Below are 24,140 nucleotides of genomic sequence, written 5' to 3'. Positions count from 1 at the left end.
CTTCACGTGGCATCACTTATCGAAAAACTTCTCCGCACGGGTGACAAAAAAACTCTCCGGCAACTGCGGAACTATGCCGATTCCATCAATGCCCTGGAAGACTCGTTCAAGACGTTCACGGACGCCGAGCTCCGGGAGGAAACCGACCGGCTGCGCGAACGCCACCAGGACGGGGAAAAGCTTGATGACCTGCTTCCGGAGGCTTTCGCCGCCGTCAGGGAAGCGTCCTCACGGACGCTGGGAATGCGCCATTTCGATGTCCAGCTGATGGGCGGAGCCGCCCTGCACCTGGGAAACATCGCAGAGATGAAGACCGGTGAAGGCAAGACCCTGGTGGCGACCGCTCCCGCCTACCTCAATGCGCTTGCCGGCAAGGGCGTCCATGTCATCACCGTGAACGACTACCTCGCTGAATACCAGTCAGATCTCATGGGCCGCGTCTACAGGTTCCTGGGCCTGAGCAGCGGATGCATCCTCTCGAACCAGGACCCCACGGTCCGGCGCCAGCAGTACGCTTCAGACATCACCTACGGTACGAACAACGAATTCGGCTTCGACTACCTCAGGGACAACATGGCCTGGGACAAAAACGAGCTGGTTCAGCGCGGACACCACTTCGCCATCGTTGACGAAGTGGACTCCATCCTTATCGACGAGGCCCGGACACCGCTCATCATCTCCGGCCCGGCGCAGGGGGATACCAACCGCTGGTACAGCGAATTCGCCAAGGTCGTCCTCCGGCTCCAGCCTGAAAAGGACTACGAGGTCGACGAGAAGAAGCGCACGGTGGGCGTACTGGAAAGCGGCATCGAGAAGGTGGAGGACTACCTCGGTATCCAGAACCTGTATGAGTCCGCGAACACGCCCCTCATCGGCTTCCTTAACAACGCCATCAAGGCCAAGGAACTCTTCAAGCGGGACAAGGACTACGTGATCCTGGACGGAGAGGTCCTGATCGTGGATGAGCACACAGGCCGTATCCTTGCCGGCCGACGGTACAACGAGGGCATGCACCAGGCGATCGAGGCCAAGGAAGGCGTCGAGATCAAGGCGGAAAACCAGACCCTGGCCACCGTGACCCTCCAGAACTACTTCCGCATGTACCAAAAGCTTTCAGGCATGACCGGAACTGCCGAAACCGAGGCAGCGGAATTCATGAGCACCTACAAGCTGGGTGTGGTGGCGATTCCCACCAACCGCGACATGCAGCGCATCGACCAGGCGGACCTCGTCTTCAAGAACGAAACGGTGAAGTTTGACGCCGTCGTGAAAGACATCGCGGAACGGCACGAAAAGGGCCAGCCGGTCCTGGTGGGCACCACCAGCGTTGAAAAGAGCGAGTATCTCTCCCGCCTTCTCGCCAAGGAAGGGATCCGGCACGAGGTTCTCAATGCGAAGAACCACGCCCGCGAAGCTGCCATCGTCGCCCAGGCAGGCCGAAAGGCCGCCGTCACGGTGGCAACCAACATGGCCGGCCGCGGAACCGACATCATGCTCGGCGGCAACGCTGAGTTCACTGCCGTGGCCGAACTGGCGAAGCGCGGACTCGATCCTGAAGAGAACTCGGAGGAGTACGAGTCCGAGTGGCCGGCCGCTCTCGAAGCTGCCAAGCAGGCTGTTAAGGACGAGCATGAGGAAGTCCTGAACCTCGGCGGGCTCTACGTCCTTGGTACTGAACGCCATGAGTCACGCCGCATCGACAACCAGCTCCGCGGTCGGTCCGGCCGCCAGGGTGACCCTGGTGAGTCCCGCTTCTACCTGTCGCTGACCGATGACCTCATGCGGCTCTTCAACTCCGGCGCAGCCGAACGGCTCATGAACAGCTCCGTGCCCGACGACGTTGCCCTGGAATCGAAGCTCGTGTCCCGGGCGATCGCATCAGCCCAGGGCCAGGTGGAGGGCCGCAACGCTGAACAGCGCAAGAACGTCCTGAAATACGACGACGTTCTCAACCGCCAGCGTGAGGCTATCTACAGTGACCGGCGCCGGATCCTGGAAGGAGACGACCTGCACGAGAAAGTGCAGTTCTTCGTTGAGGACACTGTCACTGCCCTTATTGACGCTGCAACTGCAGAAGGCAATGGCGACGACTGGGACTTTAACCAGCTCTGGACCAACCTCAAGACTCTTTACCCGGTCAGTGTCACACCGGACGAAATCATCGAGGAAGCCGGTGGCAAATCCAGGCTCACCGTGGAGTTCCTGAAGGAAGAGCTGCTGTCCGACGCACGCCTGGTATACCAGGCGCGGGAGGAAGCGCTTGGCTCGGAAAGCATGCGGGAACTTGAGCGCCGCGTGGTCCTCTCCGTCATCGGCCGGAAGTGGCAGGAACACCTGTACGAAATGGACTACCTCAAGGAAGGAATCGGCCTGCGCGCCATGGCGCAGCGTGATCCTCTGGTCGAGTACCAGCGGGAAGGATTCGTTCTTTTCCAGAGCATGATGGAAGCCATCCGCGAGGAGAGCGTTGGGTTCCTGTTCAACCTTGAAGTGGAAGTCACTCCTGCCCAGGACGTGGTAGTCGCAGACGACGCAGGCGGTCACACCGAGCACGTGGAACCACAGGTCCGCGCTGCCGGCCTCGAAGCGCCGGAGAAGCCGGCGCAGTTGCAGTACACCGCCCCCAGCGAGAGTGGCGGAACGCAAACCAGGGTGGAGACGCGTTCTTCGGGCCGGTCGGGGAATCCCGCGAAAGCGGCGGCACAGGAGGCAGCAAAGCGCCCTGCAAAGAAGAAGCGCCGCTGACCGTGCCGTTAAGTGCTGGCCCGAGTAAGGGACACGTTGAGTGAAGACAGGGCCGGGAACAGTGTTTCCGGCCCTGTCCGCGTTTCATCCTCACTTCAGCCGATGACAAGTTCAGTTACCCGCCACACTTGTTTGCTCCGCTCAAGCCGGATCGCGACCGCGCGGGCCCGCACGTCGTCCACCACCACTGCACTTGCTTCATATACTCCATCGGAGACTTCACAGACACGGACTGATCTGACAGCAGAGTTGCGATGAAGGCGGGCAAGTACCGGGTTGCCGCTGCGGGCGAATTCCCGCCTGATCAGGGCAGCCCGATGCTGCAGCGCAGCGAGGCAGCGCGGGTCAAGACGTCTCGCCAGCTGGTGGATCGGCCTGATGCCGGCAAGTACCTCCATGGACGCCTGAACCGTACTGCGGGTGACCGCCCGGACTTCAACCAAATCGTCGACGGGGCGCAATGCCGCGGGAGTTATTTCGCGGGCAGAGACTGACGGCGCAGAGACGGGCTGATGCCGGGGTGACAGGCCCGGCTGCGCTGCTCCCGGGGCAGTACTTTTATCCTGGACGGCTGGTATGGGTGTTGCTGCACTCATGGGTGTCCCCTTACTAGGTATGGCACTGCGGATCTGGCCAGGAGTGTTTCTGGTCAGACAAAAGGCGGGTGAAGGATCTGGCCCGGAAGGAGTACGTTGGGATTCTGCCCGATGAGCTCCCGGTTGGCCTCATGCCAGCGGGGCCACTGAAGAGCGATATCGAGATCCGAGGCGCCAGGACCCAGATGGCGGGCTGCTATGTCCCACAGCGTGTCACCAGCTTGGACAGCCACACCTCCTTCAACCCGTGGCCGTGATTCCCCTGTCAGGGCCCGGGTACCTGGGGCCGCAAGCATTCCAGGGTCTGTAACCGGGGCGGCCGGCTGCCACCCGGGGTTGAGAGAAGACGGGGGAGCTGCTCGAGTTATGGCAGGCTGTTGCGGCAGGACAACCTGGCCCCGTTCGCTGTCTTGTCTGTCTGCGCCCCCGTCCGGGACATGCACAGGAGGGTGGTGTGGCTCAGGGCCGGTCACGGGCGCCAGCAAGGATACGTCCGCTCCTCCCGCACCGGCGTCTTCCGCGCTCGTTTTTGCGCTGGTTCCATTCGTACCAGTGCCTGGAATGGCGGGAGCGGAAGAAGACCCTCCTTGAGTAGGAGTCCATTCAGGCCCAGGCACCGTCACAGCGGCTTGCGCAACCGGACCCGACAGAAGCTGGAAGGACAGTGCACCGAGCACGAGTCGCTGCATAAAGGCAGGTGAGAGCTTTCTGGTGGCTGCTGCCGCCCTGGTTCGGCCCGTCCGCTCCAGCAGGGCTGACGCGGCCGCGCAGGCCATCGATGCGATCCACCACAGCACAATACCGGCGCCGGCAGCGGCGGCGGTCACGGCGAGGAGTTCCTCCATGCCGGGCTCCTGCCGGCGGGCGGCACCATCCCTGAAGTGTTCCATCAGGCCTGCCCCGATGAGGCAGAGCAGGACACCCAGCAGCAGGATTCCTGCTGCCGTGAGCCCATCCATGGACGTCCTCGGAGCTTCTGCCCGAAGCGCGCCCCTCCATTTTGATGCGGTTTGATGCTGTTTGGTGTGCATAAACACAGTTTGCTGGGCCCACGCGCGGTTTGTCCAGACGTTGGAAGGAATTACTTCCAGCGTTGACGAGGCTCGCATAGCGGCCATACTCTGGCGCAATGCGCTGGGATGCTCTTTTTACTGACATGGAAAGCCAATTTGCCGAGTCAGAACGCCTTTCATTCGACACTGAGATTAATGACCGCGCCAGGGCGGAAATGGTCTCCATTGAACTCGCGGACAGGCTGCGTGGAACGTTGGGCTATCGGCTCGCTGTGCACCTCGCCTGTGGCGACGCCGTGCACGGCACGCTCAGCCACGCGGGCGCGGACGCTTTGGTGCTGGACGACGAGCAGCATCAGGTTCTCATCCCCTACGCTGCCGTCATGTGCTATTCAGGGCTTGGACGGCTGACCGTGGCCGAGCCATCACAGGTGCGCCGCGGGTTGGGGCTTTCCCACGCTTTGCGGGGTCTGGCAAGGGACCGGGCGGAACTGTCGGTGACGGTTGGACACAGCGGCAGGGCAATCCGGCTGGTGGGGGTTATCGACAGGGTAGGGAAAGACCACCTTGATTTGGCAACGCACACTCCCGGAGAGGCGCGCCGAAAATCACAGGTGGGCCAGGTGTCGGTCATTCCCTTTGCGGGCCTGGCCGCAGTCAGGTCGAGGCTGCCCGGGGAGTTCTAGCGGCCGGAGACCGGCAGGGCGGATTCCCGGTGCCCGGCTCACACTGACTTTGACTTATTCTCCTGGATAATCCGGCTGGCCTCGGCGTAGCGTTCCTCGATGTACTGCTCCAACATCTTTTCTTCAACCCGCCACTGGCCCCGGCCGCCAACCTGGATAGCCTTCAGTTCTCCGCTGCGGACAAGTGCGTAGGCGGCAGGTGAATTAATCTGAAGCTGCTCGGCGACATCTGCGAGCGTAAGGAACCTGGGCATGCATCCATTTTGCCATTGATCGGCAGGGGTGCTGCTGTTATCCACAGATTGGCGAAGTTTACGTTTTTGACTTTTGTTCAGACGCCCGGGCGGTAACAATGAGGGGGTCCGCGCATGGCGAACAGGGCCGGCGCGCATAGGGGGAGAAAATTCTATGGTTCCTGATTCATCGGCCGCGGCGGCACGGCTAAAGCGGCCCTCGTGGAAAGACCCCCGTCTTCTGGTGGGTATTCTCCTGGTCCTTGTTTCCGTCGCCGGCGTCGTTCTCCTCGTCAGCAGTGCGGACCGCACAACAGAAGTATTCGCTGCACGGGACGGGATTGCCGTGGGGGAAAAGCTGAGCCAGGACAACGTGGTGCGGGCGAAGGTTCGTTTGGGCGCTACCGAGAACCAGTACATCACGGCGGAATCGGGGCTGCCGGAAGATGCGGTGGCTGTTCAGCGCATAGGCAAGGACCAGCTGGTTCCTCGTGCCAGCCTTGGCTCCGCAGATGAACTCGACCGAAAGCCGGTAGCCCTCTCGATTGAAGAGACGCTCCCGGAGCAGGCGACAGAAGGCGCCAGAGTGGATGTCTGGGTCGCGCAGCCGGACGCGCGCAACGGCTTCAGCGAACCGAAACTCCTTTTGTCCGGAGCCGAAATTGCGGAGATATCAGCCGGCTCCGCAACATTGGGATCTTCAAAGAAGACTGTCCTGATGGTGCTGGTGGAGGACGGCCAGATGCCGGCATTGCTCGGGGCCCAGGCCAACCAGGCGAAGATTTCGGTGGTCTGGAACCCGGGCGGCGGCAGATGAGCATCCCGGTCATTACTGTTGGCCAGAGCCGCGAGGATCTGGTCGGCGGACTTGAACGGCTCCATGGGCCGGTCACCGTGGTCCGGAGGTGCGCCGAGCTTCCCGAACTCCTGGCAGCATGCCAAAGCGGACTTGCCCGGGCTGCCGTGGTAGCGGAAGGAACCGAAGGGCTGACGTCATCCCTGGTGGACCGGCTCTCGGCAGTGGGCGTGGCGATTATTGCCTTGACCGACAATGCCGAGGAAGCAGCCAGGCTGCGGACAATAGGAGTGGCCTCGGCCCTGACCGGAGTCGACTCCGCAGACCTGTCAGACAGGATTGCGGAGGCGGTGGCCCAGTACACGGGAACGGGACCTGGTGCTGCCCTCAGAAGCAGTATCGCTGATCCCGGTGCTGCCCTAAAGCCGGTGCTGGCCGAGCCGCCGGCCGGACCCGAAAAGCCCGGGCGCGGCAGAGTCATCGCTGTTTGGGGACCGGCGGGAGCACCAGGGCGGACCACGCTGGCTGCCAATATGGCCGGTGAGCTGGCTGCAGATGGAAAGGAGGTAATCCTCGTCGACGCCGACAGCTACGGCGCAAGCATTGCCGCCGTCCTCGGACTCCTCGATGAGTCTGCTGGCCTGGCCCAGGCCTGCAGACTGGCGGACCAGGGTCTGCTGGATGCAGCAGCCCTTGAAAAAATTGCTGCGCCGGTGGTGACGAAGTGTGGAACCTTCAGGGTGCTCACCGGCATTACCCGCGCAGACCGCTGGACGGAGCTGCGGGCGCCTGCCCTCGGCCTGGTGCTTGAACGCGCCCGCCAGATCGCCGACATCATTGTGGTGGACGCCGGATTCTGCCTGGAAGCAGACGAGGAACTCAGCTTCGACACCATGGCCCCACGCCGGAATGCCGCCACCCTGCGGTCCCTGGAAGTCGCAGACACTGTCTTTGCGGTCGGCGCGGCAGATCCGGTTGGAGTGCCGAGGCTGGTGCGGGGTCTGGCCGAGCTCACAGAAGCAGTTCCGCAGGCATCGCCGATTGTGGTGATGAACAGGGTGCGTTCTTCCTCCGTGGGAAGAGGCCCCGAGCGGCAGTTGAGGGACGCGTGGGAACGGTTTGGTCCGGCAACCGAACTGAAGGGGTTCCTGCCCTATGATGCCGGCGCGGCGGACGCTGCACTGCTGGGAGGCGCGCTGCTGCTTGAAGCCGCTCCCGATTCTCCGCTGCGCCATGCCATCCGCGAACTCGTTTGTGCATCCGCCCAGCAAAAACGGAAATCCTCTGTCTTTTCTTCCACAGCAAGGCGCCGGATGAAGGACTAGGCTCGCCATAAGAGCTGCAATGGTGCAGCAAATATCTTGTGATGGAGGCGTTTGTCGATGTCGTCTGGATCCAGCGTGGAGGATCAGCCCCTTTCTGTTGAAACCGATGAAGGTTTCATCGGGGACTACTACCAGCACCTAGCCGAAGAGGACGCCCGAACCTACCCGCGGGACGTGCTGGTGGCACGGGCGGCGTATCACCGGGACGTTGCCTCTGTCCGGCACCCGGGCCAGGCGAAGGTTGCCATTATGGACGAAGAAGACAGCAGCGTCGTCTTCGTTGTCACGGATGACATGCCTTTCCTGGTTGATTCAGTAAACGCCGAGCTTGTGCGGCAGCACGCAGCCATCAAGCTGGTCATCCACCCTCTGTTCGTCGCCACCCGGCACCAGGACAACGGCGGGCTTGCCAGGGTAAACAGGGTTCCCGCTCACCTCGGAATATCCAGCGGTGACACGGCCGCCATGCCCAACCTCTCCCATCTGATTGCGCAGGGTGAAAACGCCTCGCACATGGAGTCATGGATCGCGGTCGAAATTAACCGCGTCTCCGAAGAAGCAAAAGCAGCCCTCCTGGGGGGTCTTGAGCGGGTCCTGAAAGATGTTCGCGCCGCCGTCGAGGACTGGCCGAAAATGCGGCACCGGGCTGTGCAGATTGCCGAAAGCCTGGACCAGATTGCGAATGCCGCGCAGATTGCGGAACTGCGGCAGGCGCAGGACCTCCTGCGCTGGCTGGATAACGGAAACTTCACCTTCCTGGGCTACAGGGAGTATGACCTGGTCAACGTCGACGGAGAAGACGTCCTGGAGCTGCGGGAGGACAGTGGGCTCGGGCTGCTGCGGGCTTCCGAGGAGTCCCCCCACATCCAGCACCTCACGGACACCGGACGGCAAAAAGCGCGGGAGAAACGAGCGCTGGTCATCACGAAGGCGAACTCCCGGTCTACAGTCCACCGTTCGGCGTACCTGGACTACATCGGGATCAAGAGCTTTGATGCGGCAGGCAACGTCAACGGTGAACGCCGCTTCATAGGCCTCTTTGCGACCAGCGCCTATACCGGCTCAGTCCGGGACATTCCTATTGTGCGGGAAAAAGTCGATGCGGTGCTTCAAAGCGCCGGCTTCCCGCCTGACTCCCACTCAGGCAAGGACCTGCTGGGCATCCTCGAAACCTATCCCCGGGATGAACTGTTCCAAATCGAGGTTCCGGATTTGGCAGCCACTGCTCTTGGGATCCAGAAGCTGCAGGAGCGGCGCCGCACCAGGCTTTTCCTCCGGCCTGACATTTACGGCCGGTTCATGTCGGCGGTGGTGTACCTCCCCAGGGACAGGTACACCACCAACGTCCGGCTTCGCATTGAGCAGGAACTCCGCGAAACGTTCCAGGCCGTTTCCATCGACTACGAAGCCCGCATGACCGAGTCGGCGCTCGCGCGGTTGTTCTTCCGCATCCGGCTGCCTAAGAACGCAGAGGTCAGCGACGTCAATGTGGAAGAACTGGAAAAACGCCTTGTCCGGGCTGCCCGTTCCTGGAGCGAAGGCATCGCGGAAGTCCTGCGCGAGGGGCGGGACGTCGCCGAGGCGAAGGAGCTTGCCGCCATTTGGTCAGAGGCCTTCCCTGCCAGCTACCGGGTCGACTACGAGGTCGAGGACGCCCTCGAAGACATTGCGCGTTTCGAGAAGTACGGCGCGGCTGCGGAACGGGCCGAAGGCACCGTCCAGGAGCAGCCCGGCGTCCACGTCTACCTCCCGGAAGGAGCCGGCGCAACGCTGGAGGAAGACGCACGCGTCAAGCTCTACATGCTGGAGCCCAAGAGTCTCAGCCAGATCCTTCCCTACTTCCACAACCTCGGCCTGGAGGTCCTGGACGAGCGGCCCTTCGAGATCGAAACAGCTGACAGCCGCGATTTCTTCTTGTACGACCTGGGACTGAAGTACCCCGCCAAGGTGGATCCGCTGGCAACCGGGCCGTTGCTTGCCGATTCCTTCGGAGCTGCGGTCACCGGCGCGGCCGAGTCGGACAGCTTTGACCGGCTCGTCTTGAGGGAGGGACTGCAATGGCGGCAGGTCACCGTGTTGCGGGCCTATGCCCGGTACATGCGCCAGATGGGCAACACCAACTCATTCGGATTCATGGCCGACACCCTGCTGGCGAACCCTCGTGTGACCAAAGGGCTCAATGCGCTGTTTGCCGCCCGGTTTGATCCGTCCCTGGCCGTCGAACAGCGCACGGAGGCCAAGGATGCGGCCCGCCGGGACCTGGAAGCGTCCATTGAAAAGGTGGCAACACTCGACGCCGACAGGGTCCTGCGGACGTTCATGAACCTGATCGAGGCGACCCTCCGGACCAACTACTACCAGGACAAGCCGCACCTGAGCTTTAAGCTGGACCCTGCGCAGATCGACGGCCTGCCGTTCCCGCGTCCCATGTTCGAGATCTGGGTCTACTCACCGCGGGTTGAGGGCGCCCATCTCCGCTTTGGCAAGGTGGCGCGCGGCGGGCTGCGCTGGTCCGACCGGCGCGAGGATTTCCGCACCGAGGTCCTGGGGCTGGTGAAAGCGCAAACAGTGAAGAACGCTGTCATCGTGCCCACGGGGGCCAAGGGCGGATTCTTTGCCAAGAAGCTTCCGGACCCCACCGTCGACCGCGCCGCCTGGATGGCGGAGGGAATCGAAAGCTACAAGACTTTCATCCGAGGCCTGCTCGACATCACCGACAACCTTGTAACTGAAGGCGACAACGAAAGGCTCGTGCCGCCGTCGGACGTTATCAGGCACGACGACGACGATTCGTACCTCGTGGTGGCTGCCGACAAGGGCACCGCGACGTTCTCGGACATCGCCAACGGGCTGGCCGCGGAGTACGGATTCTGGCTGGGGGACGCGTTCGCGTCCGGCGGCTCCGTGGGCTACGACCACAAGGCCATGGGCATCACAGCCCGCGGCGCCTGGGAGTCGGTGAAACGCCACTTCAGCGAGCTGGACCTTGACACCCAGACCCAGCCGTTCACCGTCGTCGGGGTAGGCGACATGTCAGGTGATGTGTTCGGCAACGGCATGCTGCTGTCCCGCCATATCCGCCTCCTCGCTGCCTTCGACCACCGGCACATCTTCCTCGATCCCACCCCGGATGAGGAAGCCTCGTTCGTGGAACGGCAGCGGTTGTTCGAGCTGCCGAGGTCCTCCTGGGATGACTACAACAAGGCGCTGATCAGTGAAGGCGGCGGCGTCTTCCCCCGCCAGGCCAAGTCCATCCCGGTGTCCCCCCCGGTACAGGCAGCGCTGGGCCTGCCGGCCGGAACGAGCGAACTCAGCCCGCCGGAACTGCTCCGTGCGATTCTGCTGGCCCCCGCGGACCTGCTCTACAACGGCGGCATCGGTACCTACGTCAAGGCGAGCACCGAGACCAACGCCATGGTGGGGGACAAAGCCAACGACGCCATCCGCGTCGACGGGCGCGACCTGCGCGTCAAGGTGGTGGGCGAAGGCGGAAACCTCGGCATGACGCAGCGCGGACGCATCGAAGCGGCACTGCAGGGGGTCATCCTCAATACGGACGCGATCGACAACTCCGCGGGCGTCGACTGCTCCGACCATGAAGTGAATATCAAGATCTTTGTGGACCGGATGGTTGCCGCCGGAAAACTGTCGGCGGAAGAACGCGCCGGTTTCCTGGCGTCGATGACCGACGAAGTGGGCCGGCTGGTGCTCGAGGACAACATTGACCAGAACATCCTGCTGCTCAATGACCGGACCAGGGTTGCCGAGTGGAGCCCGAGCTACGAACGGCTGATGGACTGGCTGGAGAAGAAGGCGGACCTGAAGCGGGAGCTCGAAGCGCTTCCCACAACGGAGACACTCCGCGAGAGGCTGCAGCAGGGGCAGGGGCTCACATCCCCGGAGCTGTCAGTGCTGGCCGCCTATGCGAAGATCGAGCTGGCAACCGCGCTGCGGGAAAGCGACCTCGCCGATGACCCCTGGTTCAGGCAGACTTTGCGCGCCTACTTCCCCAGGCAGTTGCGCGAGCGCTTTGACGCCGAGTTGGATACCCATCCGCTGCGGCGCGAGATCATCGCCACCGTGGTTGCCAATGACATGATCAATCTCGGCGGCATCACGTTCGCGTTCCGGGTCATGGAAGAGACGTCCGCCAGCGAAGTGGCAGTCGCCAAGGCGTTTGTTGCACTGCGGGAGGTCTACGACCTGGACGTCATGGTGGCGGAGCTGAACAACCTCCCGGCCTCCTTCCCGACGGAGCACTGGAGTACGGTACACCTGGACATCCGGCGGCTGCTGGACCGGGCTGTCCGCTGGCTCCTGGGCCAGGGCACGCTGTCGCGGCCGATCGCCGAGGTGGTGTCCGAGTTCAAACCGGTCATGGAGCCGATGCGTGCCCGCCTCCTCGAGTTCCTGCGTGGCGATGATCGGGAAAGGGTTGCCGCGTGGCTGGAGAACGCACGCGAGTGGGAACTGCCGGAAGGACTTGCCCTGCGGTGGGCGGAGCTTTTCGAAAGCTTCGTGCTGCTGGACATTGCTAAAATCGCCCACGTGCGCAAGGACCCGGTGGAGGAAATCGCGGCCGTCTACTACACCGTCTTCAACCGCTTCCACGCAGACTCATTGCTCGAGCGCATCAGCAGCCTGCCCCGGCAGGACAGGTGGCAGGCCCTGGCCAGGGCCGCCCTTCGGGATGACCTGTACTCCACTATTTCGGATATGACGACGGCGGTGCTGGACGCCACCGCGCCCGCTGAGTCGCCGGAGGCGCGGCTGAAGGACTGGGAGGGCCAGAATGCGGAACAGCTCAGCAGGGCGAAGAGCATGTTTGACGAGGTCAATTCGCTTGAGGCCGACGATATGGCGTCACTGTCGGTAGCATTGAGGCTCTTGAGGTCAATCGTCCGGCGCTAGCAGGTACGGCGTCGCAAATGGAGGTGCAGTGGCAATCTTTACGGACCCCATCAGGGAACACGCTGATTTTGGGCCGGGGGATGCCGAATGGCTGCACCTCCTGGTGGGGGACTGGCAAATGGTTGCGGACCTTGCGTTCGCTGACCTTGCGCTGTGGTTCCCCCACCCCGAGCTGGGCTACATAGCTCTTGCCCACGTACGGCCCTCCACGACGCACACCGTGTTCCATGGTGACTTTGTGGGGGAGGGCATCCGGTCCGACCTGCAGCCCCTCGTGGATAAGGCCTGGAACAGCCGCTCCATTGAGCGCTCCAGCGAAACCAACTGGAGCAGCGACATGGCACTCCGGGTGGAAGCGGTCCCTATGGTCCGCAACGGGCGTACCCTGGCCGTTGTTACCACCCACATGGACCTTTCCAGCTCCCGGATGCCCTCGCGCCTTGAGCTCACCTATCGCCAGTGCGCCTACGATCTTCTGCGGATGGGCACGCTGGGGTTGTGGCCGGACTTTGCCTCACCCACCGGGTCCCGCCGCGGTGCCCCACGGGTAGGTGACGGTCTGATCAGGCTGGATGCCGAGGGCGTCGTGCAGTACGCCAGTCCCAACGGTGTTTCTGCGTTCAGGCGGCTGGGTGACGGGGAGTCCCTTGAGGGCCGTTCCCTCGCTGAGGTAACCGCAGGCCTGCTCAAGGACCGCCGCCTGGTGGACGAAACGCTGCCTCTGGTGGTCACCGGCCGGATGCCCTGGCGCAGTGAAATTGAATCACGGGGCGTGAGCCTGTCGTTGCGCGCGATTCCGCTGCGTGACGAACAGGAGCGTTTTGGCGCGCTGGTCCTCTGCCGCGATGTGTCCGAGCTGCGCCGCCGCGAGATGGAACTGGTGACCAAGGATGCCACCATCCGCGAGATCCACCACCGCGTCAAAAACAATCTTCAGACTGTCGCTGCGCTGCTCCGCATGCAGTCCCGCCGGATGGTCAGCGACGAAGCAAAACAGGGGCTCGAGCAGGCCATGCGCCGTGTAGCCACCATCGCACTGGTCCATGAGACCCTGTCCCAGGGACTGACCCAGAGCGTGGACTTTGATGAGCTGATCGGGCGGCAGTTCCGGCTTTCAGCCGAAGTTGCCTCTCCGTCCCAACAGGTCAGGACTGAACGGTCGGGGACTTTTGGGGAGCTGCCGAGCGACCTTGCCACACCGCTTGCCCTGGTTATCAACGAACTGGTGACCAACGCCGTGGAGCACGGGCTCGAAGGCAGGGCCGGGACAGTGTGGCTTATCGCTGACCGGTCCGAGGGGGATGACGGCGAGGAGCTCACCGTAACCATTGCCGACGACGGTGTGGGGCTCCCTGAAACACCTCACGTTGAGGGGCTTGGTCTTCAGATCGTGCGCACTCTGGTGACGAGCGAACTGGGCGGGACTATCCAGTGGCAGCCGCGCGAAGGCGGCGGCACTGCAGTCAAGATCCGGCTCAGCCTGGCCGGCAAGTAGGTCCAAGCCTGGAAAGCGGATGGGGTGGAAGCCCCCGCTCAGCCTGAGCTGTTAAAGGCGATGGCCCCGGCCGCAACCTCTGAGGTTGCGGCCGGGGCCATCGCTCTAATCTTTCCGGACTGCTCAGGAAGCGCGGCGGGCGCGGGCGGCGCGGCGCTTGAGCGCCCGCCGCTCGTCCTCGCTCATGCCGCCCCAAACGCCTGCATCCTGGCCGGATTCAAGGGCCCACTGCAGGCAGGTATCCACTACGGGGCACCGGCGGCAAACGCTTTTTGCTTCCTCGATCTGCAGAAGGGCCGGCCCGGTGTTCCCGACGGGGAAGAAGAGTTCAGGGTCCTTTTCGAGGCACGCTGCGCGGTTACGCCAATCCATGCTGATCAGTTGCTCCAATTCTGGGAAAAGCCTTTGTGAAATTATTCACTAGTGGCTACAAAGGAAAAGGGCCCGGCAGGGCCCCCTTGGTCATCTGGATCAAGCCTGTCATGTTAACGCCATGTAAACAAGAGGTAATAAGACTTGATATGCGCGGAAAGCTGAGCGATACATCACACCAGCGCCGCTTGCCCCAGCCACTGTCCGACTATGTCCGGTAGGGTGCCAGTGTGTCAAGACCCCCAGTAAACCCGGCCAGCTCCCCGTCCCCCTCCGAAGAACCAGGGCAGGGCCGGGACCAGCCTGATGGGAATGCCCGGAGCGCCAGGCCGCCGGCGGTGGTTGTCGTCGCCCTGGTGGTGGCGTTGGAAGCCACCGTGCTTCTGGCTGCAGCCGGCTTGTACGGGTACCAACTGGCGGTGGGGAGCCCGGTCCTGTCCTTCTGGGGAGCAGTTTTTACCCTTGTGCTGCTGCTGGCTTTTTCAGTTTGGCTCTACTCGGTTGCCGTCTTCCTCTACCGTGGCTACCGCTGGACCCGGGCTGCTGCACTTGTGGCGCAGCTCTTCGCCCTGACCATCGGATTCCCCACGCTCAGCAATGGCCTGCTAATTCCCGGCCTCGCGATGCTGCTCCCGGCAATCACCGCGATCGTGCTCCTGTTCCAGAACAAGGTGCTCCGTTACGCCTCGCGCACAGGAGGGTCGACCCCGGCGCTTTAGTTGACTTTCCCTCCTGCATCCCTGCTATTGGGTGCCTGCCCAAGCTACCTGGACTGGAGTTGAGTTTCCCCGGGAAACCAGCACACCCCTGCCGGCAGGAGGATTCGGTTCAATGTCGAAGCGGACCCCGAAAAGGTCGCCCTCTGCTGTTGTTCGCGGGGACAGCAGGAGCCCGCTCCCGGCGGCACGCGAGTCCATGACCAGCGGAACGCGTTGGAGCAACAAGGGACTGTAGCTAGCGGTAAGGACCACTGCGTGGCCCAACCCGTGCAGTTCGGAAAGGTCCAGCAGGGCGCCCGCAGGTAACAGGTCGATGTCGTCCACCAGCAGCGCCGCTGCCCCTGGCACTTCCCCCGCTTTGGCCCTAAGGAGCGCACTTTTCCAGAATTCGCCAGGGTCAGTTGAGCTGCCGGGCCAAAGCCAGCGGTCCGTTCCAGGGTTGAGGGCCTGCAGGGCCTGCAGGACGTTAGTTTTACCGGACGAGGCTCCTCCCAGCACCGCGAAAACCCCTCCTTGCGGAATCCGGAAGGAGACCGGGTGCAGTTCGTCGCCACCCACACCTAGAAACACCTCCGTTGAGACGGGGCCGCGGTCTTCCTTGTGCATTGCGGGGATGCGCTCAACAGTAGGAGCCGTGGTTTTTTCCGTTGCTGCCACCCTTGCTTCCTTCGTCAGGGCTTCTGAATCTCCTGCCGGAGGAGGTCCAGGTTCAGTTTCCGATGTGATCTCCCGGGCTCTCTCCATGGTGGCCTTAACCTCGCAGACTGGAAGTGAGGAGGGGAGCGGCTCCACCCGGAAAGGCCGCTTCCCGGGCCGGATTCTCCTGGTACTGCCGGTGCCCCAAGGGGGAGGGCTGCCGATGGTGTGTTCGTAGAGCTGGCAAACAACTGCGCTACCGGAGGCGATGGAACCAAACGCGACCCCTCGGCCCTTGACGTGTGCGGTCGAGGGCATCCTTGGCCAGGCGATCCTGCTGTCCTCGTTGGAGCCGGTGGGGAAGTAGATACGGTTGGGCAGGGACCCGCAGAACCTGGCGGTGACCAGCTCACGGTCACCGGAAAGAGCGATTGTGATTCCAGCCCGGCTGCCGTCGCGGACAAGATCCTGCACCAGGTCCTCAGCCCAGGCCAGCAGACCCGATCGAAAAGCCGACAGCCACGAGCCCCAGCCGGACATGACGAGAACAAGTGGAACGCCGCCGTGATTGGGGTTGCTGAGTCTGGCAGCCATTTCCTGGTTCAGTCGCTCAAGGATGCGGACGGCCCGCCGCAGCTCATGGGGCCCTGCATGGGCTCCCGTTCGCGGGTGTGCGGCCAGGCCAAGGAACGCGCCCGCCGAGTCCAGGAAGTAGCAGTGGGAGTCCGTGCCGTACGCCACTCCGTGGGCCGCCAGCTCAAGAGCCTCTGCTGCGCCGGATCCCGGACCTCCTATCAACGCAAGGTGGCTGTCCCTCGCCGGGCTCCAGACCAAGGGTTTGATGAGCTGCTGATCCGGCACGTCCAGGAGACCCAAAGCGACGGTCAGCCCGCCGGATTCAACTGCTGGCTTCCGGGCACCATCAGCCTCTGCGCAGGTGATCTTCTGTGGGAGAGGAGGGGCTACCGGCAGGCGTGGTGCTGCTCCTCCCTGTGATGTCCAAAGATCTCGAACCATCGCGACGAGAGGGGCTGCTGCCTGTGCCGGTGTTGGGTCAGGTGCGGCTTCGGGTGTGGCCGGAAGAATGTCCCGCGCAACCAGGTAGTCGCTCGTGAGCTGTACCTTGACCACTTCCGGCCCGGCATCAGGGACGGCTCGAACGGTCGATGCAGCCTGGAATTCCTGGGGTGTCTCCATACCGCGGGCGATGAAGGCGCGCCCGGGTGTGTTAAGGCCTATTCCTGCGGCCGCCTTCGTGTTAATGATGTCGTGGGACTCCATCTCGGATTGGACGCGGAGAGCGATGCTGGAGGTGACGTTCGCACGGATATCAGCGGTCAACGCGCCTTGAGGCCGTTGGGTCGCCATGACCAGGTGAAGTCCAAGCGAGCGGCCGATGGAGGCGATGCGCATGAGCTCACGGAGTACATCCGGCGCATCATCGACGAGCATACGGAACTCATCAATGACTATGACCAGATGAGGGAGTGGTAGTTTTCGCGAAGCAGGCGTGGGCATGTACCCGGCGAGGTCCGGGACCTGGGCAGCAGCGAGGACTTCCTCCCGTAACCTGATTTCGGCCCTCAGCGACGCCAGAGTTCGTTCGAGCTCGTGGGCTGACAGGTCGGTCAGTACGCCCACGCAGTGAACCAGTCCGGCCAGGGGACCAAGACCAGCGCCGCCCTTGAAATCGATAAAGAGGAAATTGACCCGGTCCGGCGGATGACTTAGCGTCAGGGCCAGCGCCAGGCTGCGGAGCAGTTCAGATTTGCCCGAGCCGGTGGTTCCCGCAACCAGCAGGTGCGGACCGTCGGTTTGAAGGTCCAGGATCATGGGCCCTGTAGCCCCAAGCCCCAGGGGAAAGGCCAGCCCGGCGTTGATGCCACTTGAGGTCCACCGGCTCGCTGTATCCACGAGGGAGAGTGGCAGTACCTCCTCCAGCCTGCAGACACAGGGGACTGAGTCCCCGGTGCGGTCCAGTCGGGTCGGAGAGGCCGCCAAGCTTCTGCAAAAGTTGTTGAACACGTCATCAGGTGCCAGGTCAGGGACAAAGCCAAGCTCGCGGCCTGGTTCCCGCAGGCGCGACTGCCTTTCGATGAGTTCCACGTCATAGACGCCGCGAGGACTGTCAGCCGGGTGGAACTCGAGTACCTGCCAGCCCAACTGTCGTGCTGTCTCGCTGGGCCCGGCGTCGTCCTCGCCCCAACTCGTCATGAGCAGGAGGACCCCGCGCTCATGGTCACCGGTGAACCCGTCGGTGAGCGCTCGCAGGCATGACTCACGAGAGCCTGCGAGAATCACACTTGGGAGAAAGCGGGCAGCGAGGGGAATGCGCTTTGGGTGGCCGGAAACGACAATTCTTGTTCGGCTGCCACAGGGATACCCGCTTAGTTGCATTATGAGGGCCTGGACCATTGCCTGCGTCACAGTGCAGGGTCCGCGGAAGATCGTGTGGGCGTTACCGGGGTCCAGCATCACGGGCACTTCGCCGGCAGAGGGAATGCCGGATGAGATGTTCCCGGACCCTACTTTCAGGTTGGCGGCCTGCGGCGCCTGCCCCAGCCGCAACCACACCCCGCCTTCCCCAGGTGCTGCGGCGGCGGGCTGCCCTTGCCGTGCGGCCAGTACGAGCAGCGCCAATGAGGGGCCTGCCCGCTGCCGCCGCTTGTGGTCCTGGGCCGTTGCTGCCTTGATTTTTTCGTTGTACTGGCGCCGGTGGCGGAGCCCCGAAATAAGCGGGATCAGCACCGAGACTGCTGAGACCAGCGCAAAAGCAAGGAACATCCACATGCCGGTGAACAACGCGAGTCCTACGCCGATGACCAGGGGGAGCGCTGCGGTCAGCAGGAGGACACCGCGGTTCCCGGACTCCGGCTGACCCGAAACGGTAATTGGATCCTGAACTGAGGTGCCGGCGTCGGCAAGCGATTTGTCCGGGGCATCCAAAAAGACCAGTGACATCGTTGAACTCCCGCAACGGAAGGAAGAAGCCGTGGTGATGATGGCGTGCCGAACCCTTTCGCCGTCGACGTAGGTGCCGTTGGCGCTGCCTAGATCGATGATCAGAATGTCCTTCTCGGTCACCACCAGGCGGGCATGTTCCCGGGAGAGCTCAGGGTCAGGAAGCACAATCCGGGTGTTGCTTCTGCCCACTGTGTACGTGCCACGCTGCAGGGGGACCAGAGTGCCTGCTCCGGCGCCGGTGTGAACAGCCAAGGCAATGGGAGCAGGGGGATCGGGAGGGGGACGCCGACGTGCTTTCCGGGTTACTGGTTGACTTCCGAGATCGACCAGGAGGGCTCCCGTCACGAGCGGCGCCGTTCCGATGTTTAGGGAACACAGGTCCTCCCCACCAACGGAGACTGCCCCCGTGCCAAACCTTCGGACGAGTTCGGCATGGATGCTCGCACCGGATGTTCCGGGAGGGGCTGTGACGGAAAGCTCTAGGGCCTTCCCGGCCATCCGCGACTGCGGGCTTCCGACCAAGGTGCAGTGGAGTGTCATGGCTAAGTCCTTTTGATGCCTTTGAACCCACGCTAGCCAGAGGAGTGCGCTGGACAGCGGCCCGAACAGCCCTATGTGGACAACTGTCCGGGACTGGAGCTCCGCGGGCGACCGGCACCCCGATTCGACGGGCGCCACAGTCCCTCGGGTAGGCTAGAGCAGCAGACAATGCGCACGATTGCGCTGCCCGCATTCAAACCAGGAGATTTTGTGACCGCTGACCTCGTCATTGTAGGGTCCGGCTTTTTTGGCCTGACAATCGCAGAACAGGCCGCTACCGAGCTCGGCTTAAAGGTCGTCGTCATCGACCGCCGCCACCACATCGGCGGCAATGCCTACAGCGAAAAAGAAGAGCAAACCGGTATCGAGGTCCACCGCTACGGTGCCCACCTCTTCCACACGTCCAACGAGCGGGTGTGGGAGTACGTAAACAGGTTCACCACCTTCACGGACTACGTTCACAAGGTGTACGGCGTGCACAAGGGCGAGGTCTACTCCCTGCCGATCAACCTGGCAACCATCAACCAGTTCTTCCGTGCGAACCTCACGCCCGGACAGGCAAGGGACCTCATTCAGGAACAGGCCGGTGAACTTGCGGGAACGGATCCCCAGAACCTCAACGACAAGGGGATCCAGCTGATCGGCCGACCCCTTTACGAGGCGTTTATCAAGCACTACACGGGTAAACAGTGGCAGACCGATCCCAAGGACCTGCCGGCGGGCATCATCTCCCGGCTCCCGGTGCGTTACAACTACGACAACCGGTACTTCAATGACAAGTACGAGGGCCTGCCGACGAACGGCTACACAGCCTGGATCGAAAAAATGGCCGACCACCCGAATATTGAGGTGCGGCTGAACACGGACTTCTTCGACGAGTCGCATGAATACAGCAGGAGCAAAGTGGTCGGCAACATCCCTGTGGTCTATACGGGGCCCGTTGACCGCTACTTTGACTACGCCGAGGGCGACCTCTCCTGGCGCACCATTGATTTCGAGGAAGAAGTGCTCGATATCGAGGACTTCCAGGGAACCTCCGTTGTGAATTACAACGACGACGACGTGCCCTACACCCGCGTCATTGAGCCACGCCACTTCCATCCCGAGCGTGACTACCAGACGGAAAAAACCGTTATCATGCGTGAGTTCTCCCGCTTCGCTGAGAAGGGCGATGAGCCCTACTACCCCATCAATACTTCGGCGGACCGGGAGCGCTTGCTCAAGTACCGCGACCTTGCTGCCGCTGAAAAGGACGTCCTGTTTGGCGGCCGGCTTGGCACGTATAAGTACCTGGATATGCACATGGCGATCGGATCGGCCCTCAGCATGTTCGACAACAAGATTCGGCCGCACTACGAAAGCGGCGTAAAGCTGGAAAGCGGAGGCGTGGACGCATGAGCGTGTCGACAACAAGCCAGAAAAAGGTCAACGCCGAAGTGGCAGGAACGTCGTCCGGCGAGTGGGACGCCCTTCAGCGGGTGATTCTTCCCAGCGTCAGCCAGATGGATACGGTACCCCTGTACATGGATATGGGGACGGCCACTGGTATCCAGCTGCCCACAGTCGGTGACAGGGACGGAATGCCATCGGGTGGGAGAGCCGTCAGCAGCCCCACCAAGGAAGCGCATGTCGAAGACTTCCTTTCCCGCCACTCCACGTCCGTCCGTTCCGGTGAACGGGTATCGTTTGGAAGCTACTTCAACGCTTTTCCCGCCAGCTATTGGCGGCGTTGGACGACGGTGGACAAGATCCGTCTCCACGTTCGGACGCAGGGCACAGGGTCGGTTATCGTGTACAAGTCCAACGCCAGGGGCTCGCTGCAGCGCGTCGATACCCGCAGGGTTGAGGGAATTGCAGATAACTATTTCGAACTTTCGCTCGCACCCTTCGGCGACGGAGGCTGGTACTGGTTTGACCTACTCGCAGGAACTGAACCGCTTGTGATGCTTGAGGCCGAATGGCAGGGGCCGGCGGCACAGAGCAAGCCGGGATCTGTCACCCTCCAAATCACCACTTTGAACAAGACTGACTTCTGCCTCAATAACCTCCGGCTTTTGGCTGACAGCAAGGAGGCTCTTGAGCACGTTCAGGAGATCCTCATTGTCGACCAGGGCACCCAGAAGCTCGCAGAAGCAGAAGGCTTTGACGACGTCAAGAAGTCGTTGAATGGAAAATTGCGCATCATAAACCAATCGAATCTGGGCGGGTCTGGAGGGTTCGCGCGGGGTATGTTCGAAGCTGTTGAAAATGGCAGCGACTACGTGCTCCTGATGGACGATGACGTTGTCGTGGAGCCTGAAAGTATCATCCGGTTGCTCACATTCGCCGACAGATGCAAGACCCCGACTCTTGTCGGCGGACACATGTTCGACCTTTATAACCGGACGGTTCTGCACACCTTCGGTGAAGTTGTGAACCCCTATAGGTTCCAGCCTTCCCTCCCCAGTGACGACATGACCCTTGGGCATGACTTCCAGTCGTCCAACCTGCGTCAGACGTCGTGGCTGCATCGCAGGTGCGATGTTGATTACAACGGATGGTGGATGTGCTTGATTCCGACAAAGGTCATCCGGGAGATTGGGCTCTCCTTGCCGTTGTTCATCAAGTGGGACGACTCCGAATATGGGCTGAGGGCGAAAGCGCAGGGATTTCCCACAGTGTCTCTGCCGGGCTCCGCTGTCTGGCACGTGTCCTGGATTGACAAAGACGACTTGGTTGGGTGGCAGGCTTATTTCCATGCCCGGAACCGTGTCGTGGCGGCGCTGCTGCACAGCCCTTATGAATTTGGTGGCCGAGTGATTAAGGAGTCTCAGTATGCCGATGTCAAGCATCTCGTCTCCATGCAGTATGCCACTGCTCAGGGTCGTCAGTGGGCGCTGGCAGATGTCCTGAAGGGCCCTGCAGCGCTGCCTGATTTGCTGCCCTCGAAGTTGCCGAAGATCCGGGAAATGATGTCCGGTCACTCGGATTCAGTAGTCCGACCTGACCCTGAGGACTTCCCGTCCCCAAAAATGGATAAGCCACCCCGCCGAGGGCATGGCCCCTCGCAGCCGTCCAAGGTGACCCTGCTGCCGTGGGCGGCAAAAACCGTTTTGCGCCAACTTGCCAGCCCCGTCAAGGGAACGAGCGTGGATCGGCCTCAGACGACGGTGGCGCACCAAGATAACCGTTGGTGGCGCATGGCGCAGTACGACAGCGCAGTGGTTTCGAACGCTGAGGGCACGGGTGCCTCCTGGTACCGGCGGGATCCGAAACAGTTGCGGACGATGTTGGCGGAAAGCGCCCGGCTTCACGCTGCTCTCCTGAAGGAATGGCCCGCGCTCAGTAAGAAGTACAAGTCTGCCTTGGAAAGCCTCACCTCCATCGAGTCCTGGAGGAAAACGTTCGAACAACACACTCAGAATGAGATCAAGTGAGCGGAGTTTCACCGGGCGAACTGCGCGCCCCCGGCTTAGGCAGCGGGCTGCGGGACGTTCGACAATCGAGCTTTCTGCTCAAATTGTTGGTTCGGAAAGAGCTAAAGGTTCGTTACCGCGGTTCTGTGCTGGGTTTGCTCTGGTCTTATGTAAAGCCCGGAGTGCAGTTCGTTGTCTTTTACGTGGCCTTGGGCGTTTTCCTCGGGTTGGAGCGTAGCCCGAGGAACCCCGAGGGTCTGTCGAATTATGCGGTGTACCTCTTCTCAGGCATCGTCCTGATCAACTTCTTTTCGGAGGCGTTGGGCAACGCGGCTCGGTCCATTGTCAACAATGGGAACTTGATCAAGAAGATCTACCTTCCACGGGAGTTGTTCCCTGTGGCGTCCGTGTGGGTATCTGCGGTGCACTTCTTTCCGCAGCTGGTTGTTCTCGTCGCGGGATGTCTCGTCGCTGGCTGGCATCCCAACATCTTTCAGCTACTCGCTGCCGTGGCAGGGTTTCTCATTGTCGGATTGCTCGCCACTGGATTAGGCCTTCTTTTTGGTGCTGCCAACGTTTACTTCCGCGATTCTGAGAACCTGGTGGATATGCTGCTCATGGTTGCCACTTGGGCTTCGCCTGTTATGTATGCCTGGACCATGGTCCAGGAGAAACTCGGCAGCGGATGGTATGGCGTTTACCAGGCAAATCCAATCACCATCGGAGTAGAGCTGTTCCATTTCGCCTTCTGGTTTCCTACCACCGATGGATCCGCCGCCATGCCGCCTAACTTGTTAAGCCTTTGGCTTCCCATAGGACTTGGGGTCGCCTTGGCAATCGTTGCGTTGGGTCAATTCACCTTTCGGCGGCTTGAGGGCCGTTTTGCGCAGGAGCTGTAAGTGGTTAACGCAATTGAAGTGTCAAACATCAGCAAGCAGTTCGTACTGCGGCATACCAGGTCTATCAAGGAAGCGATAGTGTGGCTGGCGAAAGGACGCAAGGGGGATCTCTCTGAGAAGTTCCACGCCCTCAAAGAGGTGACGCTAGAGGTCAAAACTGGCGAAACAGTGGCACTGCTGGGCCTTAACGGCTCCGGCAAGTCCACCCTTCTTAAGCACATTTCAGGTGTAATGCTTCCCGACTCCGGAACAGTGCTGACGCGGGGAAGGGTCGCCGGCCTTATCGAGGTTGGAGCAGGTTTCCATCCAGATCTGTCCGGCCGCGATAACGTCTTCCTAAACGGCGCCATCCTGGGGATGACCGAGCAACAAATCAGGGAACGCTTTGATGACATCGTCGATTTTTCTGAAATAGGACAGTTCATTGATACCGAAGTAAAGTTCTATTCGTCCGGGATGTATTTGCGTCTGGCGTTCTCGGTGGCTGTGCATACGGATCCCGAGGTCTTCCTGGTCGATGAAATCCTCGCCGTCGGCGACGAGCCTTTCCAGCGAAAATGCCTGGACAAGATCAAAGAACTATCGGCTGCGGGAAAGACGCTCGTCGTCGTGAGCCACGACTTGGACCTCGTATCGCGGATCTGTGACCGCGGCGTCGTCTTGCGGCAGGGAAACGTTGTTTTTGACGGGCCTATCCACGCCGCCGTCGAACGGCTTCGCACCGAAAGCTCGCGCTGATCCCGTTGACGCCTACAGACACAACTTCAGCACAAAGCATCAACCGGGCCGGGCCTACCGCCTCCTCCAGGTACCGT

16 protein-coding genes are annotated in these 24,140 nt (G+C 61.8%); 11 read left to right on the top strand and 5 right to left on the bottom strand.

Features of this window, described 5'->3' with window-relative positions:
- The first annotated feature begins 6 nt into the window (after positions 1-6).
- Entirely contained in the window at positions 7-2,745 is a 2,739-nt protein-coding gene (gene secA, locus CXX84_RS01210; protein ID WP_102974910.1) for a preprotein translocase subunit SecA, read from the top strand.
- Positions 2,746-2,840: 95 nt separating this feature from the next.
- On the opposite strand, the gene CXX84_RS19040 is transcribed toward secA, so the two are convergent.
- Together CXX84_RS19040 and CXX84_RS01200 are read right to left on the bottom strand one after the other, a co-directional pair.
- Positions 2,841-3,341, bottom strand: coding sequence for an Rv3235 family protein (locus CXX84_RS19040; RefSeq protein ID WP_189337450.1), 501 nt, complete (start codon positions 3,339-3,341; stop codon positions 2,841-2,843).
- A 53-nt stretch (positions 3,342-3,394) separates the two neighbouring features.
- On the bottom strand, positions 3,395-4,300 hold the full coding sequence (locus CXX84_RS01200) for a LysM peptidoglycan-binding domain-containing protein (RefSeq protein ID WP_223252914.1): 906 nt from the start codon (positions 4,298-4,300) through the stop codon (positions 3,395-3,397).
- Between the two features lie 197 nt (positions 4,301-4,497).
- On the opposite strand from CXX84_RS01200, the gene CXX84_RS01195 reads away from it, so the two are divergent.
- On the top strand, positions 4,498-5,040 hold the full coding sequence (locus CXX84_RS01195; RefSeq protein WP_317614923.1) for a hypothetical protein: 543 nt from the start codon (positions 4,498-4,500) through the stop codon (positions 5,038-5,040).
- Positions 5,041-5,078: 38 nt separating this feature from the next.
- Here CXX84_RS01195 and CXX84_RS01190 read toward each other — a convergent pair whose 3' ends face one another.
- The gene (locus CXX84_RS01190; protein ID WP_102974906.1) at positions 5,079-5,294 is read right to left on the bottom strand and encodes a helix-turn-helix domain-containing protein; all 216 of its coding nucleotides are present in this window, start codon (positions 5,292-5,294) and stop codon (positions 5,079-5,081) included.
- 154 nt (positions 5,295-5,448) lie between these two features.
- Here CXX84_RS01190 and CXX84_RS01185 point away from each other — a divergent pair, with 154 nt between their 5' ends.
- The 4 genes from CXX84_RS01185 to CXX84_RS01170 are packed head-to-tail and all read left to right on the top strand — an operon-like array spanning position 5,449 to position 13,800.
- Positions 5,449-6,090 (top strand): hypothetical protein, encoded by a 642-nt coding sequence (locus tag CXX84_RS01185; RefSeq protein ID WP_102974905.1) that lies wholly within the window; start codon positions 5,449-5,451, stop codon positions 6,088-6,090.
- Complete coding sequence (locus CXX84_RS01180; protein WP_102974904.1) at positions 6,087-7,394, top strand: CpaE family protein; 1,308 nt, start codon at positions 6,087-6,089, stop codon at positions 7,392-7,394. The genes CXX84_RS01185 and CXX84_RS01180 overlap by 4 nt, the downstream gene beginning before the upstream one ends.
- Positions 7,395-7,451: 57 nt before the next feature.
- The gene (locus tag CXX84_RS01175; RefSeq protein ID WP_102974903.1) at positions 7,452-12,305 is read left to right on the top strand and encodes an NAD-glutamate dehydrogenase; all 4,854 of its coding nucleotides are present in this window, start codon (positions 7,452-7,454) and stop codon (positions 12,303-12,305) included.
- Positions 12,306-12,333: 28 nt separating this feature from the next.
- Positions 12,334-13,800, top strand: coding sequence for a sensor histidine kinase (locus CXX84_RS01170; RefSeq protein WP_102974902.1), 1,467 nt, complete (start codon positions 12,334-12,336; stop codon positions 13,798-13,800).
- A 123-nt stretch (positions 13,801-13,923) separates the two neighbouring features.
- On the opposite strand, the gene CXX84_RS01165 is transcribed toward CXX84_RS01170, so the two are convergent.
- Complete coding sequence (locus CXX84_RS01165; protein ID WP_015937605.1) at positions 13,924-14,172, bottom strand: WhiB family transcriptional regulator; 249 nt, start codon at positions 14,170-14,172, stop codon at positions 13,924-13,926.
- 230 nt (positions 14,173-14,402) lie between these two features.
- Here CXX84_RS01165 and CXX84_RS01160 point away from each other — a divergent pair, with 230 nt between their 5' ends.
- A complete protein-coding gene (locus tag CXX84_RS01160; protein ID WP_411266182.1) occupies positions 14,403-14,891 on the top strand; it encodes a hypothetical protein in 489 nt (162 codons plus the stop codon).
- A gap of 24 nt (positions 14,892-14,915) precedes the next feature.
- Here CXX84_RS01160 and CXX84_RS01155 read toward each other — a convergent pair whose 3' ends face one another.
- Positions 14,916-18,989 carry an FtsK/SpoIIIE domain-containing protein gene (locus CXX84_RS01155; RefSeq protein WP_223252944.1) on the bottom strand — a complete coding sequence of 1,358 codons (4,074 nt, stop codon included), beginning with the start codon at positions 18,987-18,989 and terminating at the stop codon, positions 14,916-14,918.
- Between the two features lie 252 nt (positions 18,990-19,241).
- Between CXX84_RS01155 and glf the strand changes: the two genes are divergently transcribed.
- Genes glf through CXX84_RS01135 form a run of 4 tightly spaced genes read left to right on the top strand, consistent with a single transcriptional unit; the run spans position 19,242 to position 24,063 of the window.
- Positions 19,242-20,429, top strand: coding sequence for a UDP-galactopyranose mutase (gene glf, locus CXX84_RS01150; protein WP_102974899.1), 1,188 nt, complete (start codon positions 19,242-19,244; stop codon positions 20,427-20,429).
- Positions 20,426-22,447: a glycosyltransferase gene (locus CXX84_RS01145; RefSeq protein ID WP_102974898.1), complete on the top strand. Its 2,022-nt coding sequence runs from the start codon at positions 20,426-20,428 to the stop codon at positions 22,445-22,447. The genes glf and CXX84_RS01145 overlap by 4 nt, the downstream gene beginning before the upstream one ends.
- The gene (locus tag CXX84_RS01140) at positions 22,444-23,325 is read left to right on the top strand and encodes an ABC transporter permease (protein WP_102974897.1); all 882 of its coding nucleotides are present in this window, start codon (positions 22,444-22,446) and stop codon (positions 23,323-23,325) included. The genes CXX84_RS01145 and CXX84_RS01140 overlap by 4 nt, the downstream gene beginning before the upstream one ends.
- A complete protein-coding gene (locus CXX84_RS01135; RefSeq protein WP_102974896.1) occupies positions 23,326-24,063 on the top strand; it encodes an ABC transporter ATP-binding protein in 738 nt (245 codons plus the stop codon).
- Positions 24,064-24,140: the final 77 nt, after the last annotated feature.

The sequence above is a fragment of the Arthrobacter sp. AFG7.2 genome (assembly GCF_002892835.1).
Taxonomy (GTDB): Bacteria; Actinomycetota; Actinomycetes; order Actinomycetales; family Micrococcaceae; genus Arthrobacter.
Note: the sequence above shows the minus strand (reverse complement) of the source record. Positions and strands in the feature narration are given on the sequence as shown.